The sequence below is a fragment of the Lentihominibacter faecis genome (assembly GCF_014306095.1).
Lineage (GTDB): Bacteria > Bacillota > Clostridia > Peptostreptococcales > Anaerovoracaceae > Lentihominibacter > Lentihominibacter faecis.
Window position 1 is genome coordinate 1 of sequence record NZ_JACRWC010000043.1, and the last position, 3,910, is coordinate 3,910.

Below are 3,910 nucleotides of genomic sequence, written 5' to 3' on the forward strand. Positions count from 1 at the left end.
GGAGATGTGTATAAGAGACAGGCATTCTCCGTCTTATACCTTCTAAGGTATTCTTCAAGTATGCTTTTCTCATATCGTTTCAGAAGTTTCTTAAGGCTAAGAGTCTCATCATATATATCAGAATCATCAATTTTTATGCCGGTGTAGATCTCATAGAAATCTTTTTCCTGTATTATATCGCCCTCCGCCAAAACCAGTATCCTCTCCACAGTATTCTGTAGTTCTCTAACGTTTCCCGGAAACTCAGCACGTACCATCAAGTTAATCGCCCCCGAGCTCCAGCCTTTTTTCATATCATACATTTCGTTGAATCTGTTTGTAAAATATCCGATAAGCAATGGGATATCCTCTTTACGTTCTCGCAAAGGAGGTATGAAAACAGGAATCACGTTGAGTCGGTAAAACAAATCTTTACGGAAAAGTTTTTTCTCAGACATTTCCTCCAGATCAATATTAGATGCCGCAATAATTCGTATATCGGTCTTTACAGGTTTTCTACCTCCAACGCGATAAAACTCTCCTTCCTGAAGAAACCTCAACAATTTTGCCTGCAACGGCAACGATAGCTCACTGACCTCATCCAGCAAAAGAGTGCCCTTGTCAGCATATTCAAGAAGACCTTTTTTCCCTTTGCTATCAGCACCCGAAAAAGCTCCCGGCTCATATCCAAAGAGCTCCGATTCAAGAAGGTTTTCAGGAATAGATGCACAATTGATTTTAATAAAAGCTTTGTTATTCCTATAGCTTTTCTCAAAAATATATTCCGCAAATCGTTCTTTCCCTACACCCGATTCACCCTGGAGCAAAATGTTAGAATTAAACTGTGCCGCTTTTTCACAAAGCATCAAAGCCCTTCTCATGATCTTGCTCTGATGAATTATCTTCGTATGCATCGTCATCTGGTTCTGCAGTTCCTTAAGCTGTATATTCAACTTCGTATTATCATCCTGCGTTCTTTCCAGCGACTGCTTTGTATGATCGATTTCAGTAGTATCCAGTAAATTGGAAACTATATATTTCAGATCGCCATCCTTACCAAAATACGGATTGGCATATACGAGATAACTTCTTCCGTTCGGCAGGAATTGCTTGATTTTCGCAGGCTTTTTGGTTTTGCTCACAAGAACTGTAGCAGATGGCGAGCCATCCTCCAGTTCAATCTGTCTCATATTTCTTCCCAGATTATATGCAGCATTCTGCCCCGTGATATCGATTTGAGCCTGGTTTATTTTTATCACATTACAATCACTATCTGCTATAAGATATCCAATTTCAGAACTTTCTATTGCTGCTTCCAGCATTTCAAGATATTCATCCGTAGTAGAAAATCCTTCCGATACCGTTTTACTCTCATCAAATTCTCTCATCCTGCTCTCCAATAAAGTATCGCCCTAATATCCGAGCACCTCATTTACCATCACCACATGCAGCCGGTCAGGCTCCGGAGAAAATCTCGTTACTACAGTGTAACTGCATATCGTATTTCCCACGCTCAGACAGTTGCCGCATTTTCCTGTTACAGCACACGGCGTCTTCTTCCCCAGACGGATACAGTTCGGCGGGCATGCATCAGTCAAGATCCTGCCGATGGCATCCTTTTCCTCGTTTACGATTTTATTGACGCCGGCAACAAGAATAACTTTGTCCGGACCAAAAGCGATAGCTGCAATGCGATTTCCTGTACCATCGATATTTACGATCTCCCCATCCATAGTGATCGCATTGAGGCTGGCAAGAAAAGCATCACATGTAAGAGCCTTCTTTCTGCGCATCGTCGATTCATCACGGCCAATAGACGGATCCATAGGATCATTTACATCATAATTCCCGGCTTTGAGCACATCCTTTATTCCTATTTCATTCAAAGTAGCTGAGCCTCCCCACGAAACCTGAGAGCCTTCCGCTATGAGGCTTTCTATCGTTTTTACCGCATCTGCTGCCGTTTCACAGTAATGACCTGTGATATTTCTTTTTTCAAGCCCCTTAATTACCGTTTCGATCCTAACTTTGTTTGCTTCTTTTACATTTGTGTCCATAAACCTTACCTCCTTATACTTCTTTTATAACTATTCAACAAAAACACTTCCGCCGATAAACTCCCTCATGATGGAGTTGTTTGGTATATCTTTTTCGTTCTCGATCACATCAAAGAACCTGATGAATTTCAGCATACGCACCGCTTCACTGTACACCTCTGCTTCCGGTTTGACTGCTTCCAGCAGCGGCTGCGCATATTTTTTAAGCACAGATAATTCATAGACCAGTGCCGAATTGAACAGCACATCGGCTCTGCCGTTATACGGGAAAATATTCACATCTTCCCCGCTGCGCACTTTTGGCCATAACGCGATCGTCTGTTCCGCACTGTGTCCACGGAACTTGTAATCTCGTACGATACGCCGCAGCATACGTGCATCCGTTGTCGGCACCCGGTTATGTACATCAATATTCAGCTGCGTAAGCGGACTGATGTAAATGCGGAACTTTTGATCTTCTGCGATTTTTTCCGTCAAAGTATCATTGAGCGCATGGATCCCCTCGATCACGATCGGCTGACTGCTGCGAATAGAGGTGATCCTGCGTCCGAATTTTTTCTTTCCATCCATAAAATCAAATTCAGGCAGATCCACCTTTTCACCAGCCAGCAACCGGTTCATATTATCGTTGAACAGATCGATATCCAGCGCATCCAGATTCTCATAATTCGGTTTACCGTCTTCTCCGAGAGGAGTATCACAGCGTTCTACAAAATAATCATCCGTCCCCATGTACAATGGCTGCAGCCCATTTACCCGCAGCTGCACACACAGCCTTCTGGCAAATGTCGTCTTGCCCGAAGACGATGGCCCGGCAATCAGAATGATCCTCCGTTTTTCTTTCGTGATCCGATCTGCGATCTCTGCGACCTTCTTCTCATGAAGAGCCTCAGATAACAGGATCAGATCTTTAGCCTGACCGCTCCGGATCTTCTCATTTAAATCCTCTAAATAAAGGATATCCAGCAGATGATGCCACTTATTCGCTTCTCCAAAAGCCGCATAAAGCTTTTTATCATCCTCAAATTCCGGGATCCTGTCCGGATGAGATGGATGAGGAAAGCGAAGCAGAACGCCTCGGCGATATTTACGCAGTTCAAAATGTTCTATGTATCCCGTCGACGGCGTCATCAGACCATAGAAAAAATTCCGGTATCCTTCCAATGTATAAAACTTTGCAGTCTCAACATCCGGAGCATGCTCTAAAAGCCGTGATTTTTCCGGATAATTATAAGCCCCCCAGATTTCCACAGCTTCCTCTCTGGTATACACTTCCCGCACGATAGGTAGATCCGCTTCCACCAGTTCATGCATCCTGCCTTCCACCGCCGCGATCTGTTCCGTGGTGATCGGTTCCGGCGTTTTTATCTCGGTATAAAGTCCCTTGTTGAGAGAATTCTCGATTTCTACAGCCATGTCACCCAGCACATCCATGACCGCCTTCAGATAGATCAGTGACAAGCTGTGCTGATATACCAGATTCGCACTGTAGGTCCTCATATCCAAAAGCCGCACACTACAGTCCCTGTGCAGCAGAAAAGTCAGTTCTTCATCCTTGCCATCCACATTGGCCAGCAGCACCCGGTACGGAAGCTCCGGCTGATACCGATCAGCCAGTTCCCTGACCGTTACAGGTTTGTCTATCGTAAGTTCTTCGTACGCCGCACCGATCTGCGGCTGCAATTTGATTTTCATAATCCTTCCTCGTTTGATTTTTTCACGATACGTTACTGTTATTATACTCTGTGCACTGATCAGATACAACCGCAGGATTTTCGCTATCGCTTCACCCGGCGCCAGCCCCACGAAAAAAGGAGCCTGCATGCTGGCTCCCTCCTTCGGTTATAATAAAGGGTTTTAGATCTGTCTCTTAT

3 protein-coding genes are annotated in these 3,910 nt (G+C 44.4%); all 3 read right to left on the bottom strand.

Features of this window, described 5'->3' with window-relative positions:
* Positions 1–1,367, bottom strand: a 1,367-nt coding sequence (locus H8876_RS03090; protein ID WP_249286476.1) for a sigma-54 interaction domain-containing protein, incomplete at its 3' end; no start/stop codon positions are given.
* A 24-nt stretch (positions 1,368–1,391) separates the two neighbouring features.
* Positions 1,392–2,036 carry a lactate utilization protein gene (locus H8876_RS03095; RefSeq protein WP_249286477.1) on the bottom strand — a complete coding sequence of 215 codons (645 nt, stop codon included), beginning with the start codon at positions 2,034–2,036 and terminating at the stop codon, positions 1,392–1,394.
* 30 nt (positions 2,037–2,066) lie between these two features.
* On the bottom strand, positions 2,067–3,860 hold the full coding sequence (locus H8876_RS03100; RefSeq protein ID WP_249286478.1) for a nucleoside kinase: 1,794 nt from the start codon (positions 3,858–3,860) through the stop codon (positions 2,067–2,069).
* Positions 3,861–3,910 lie beyond the last annotated feature (50 nt).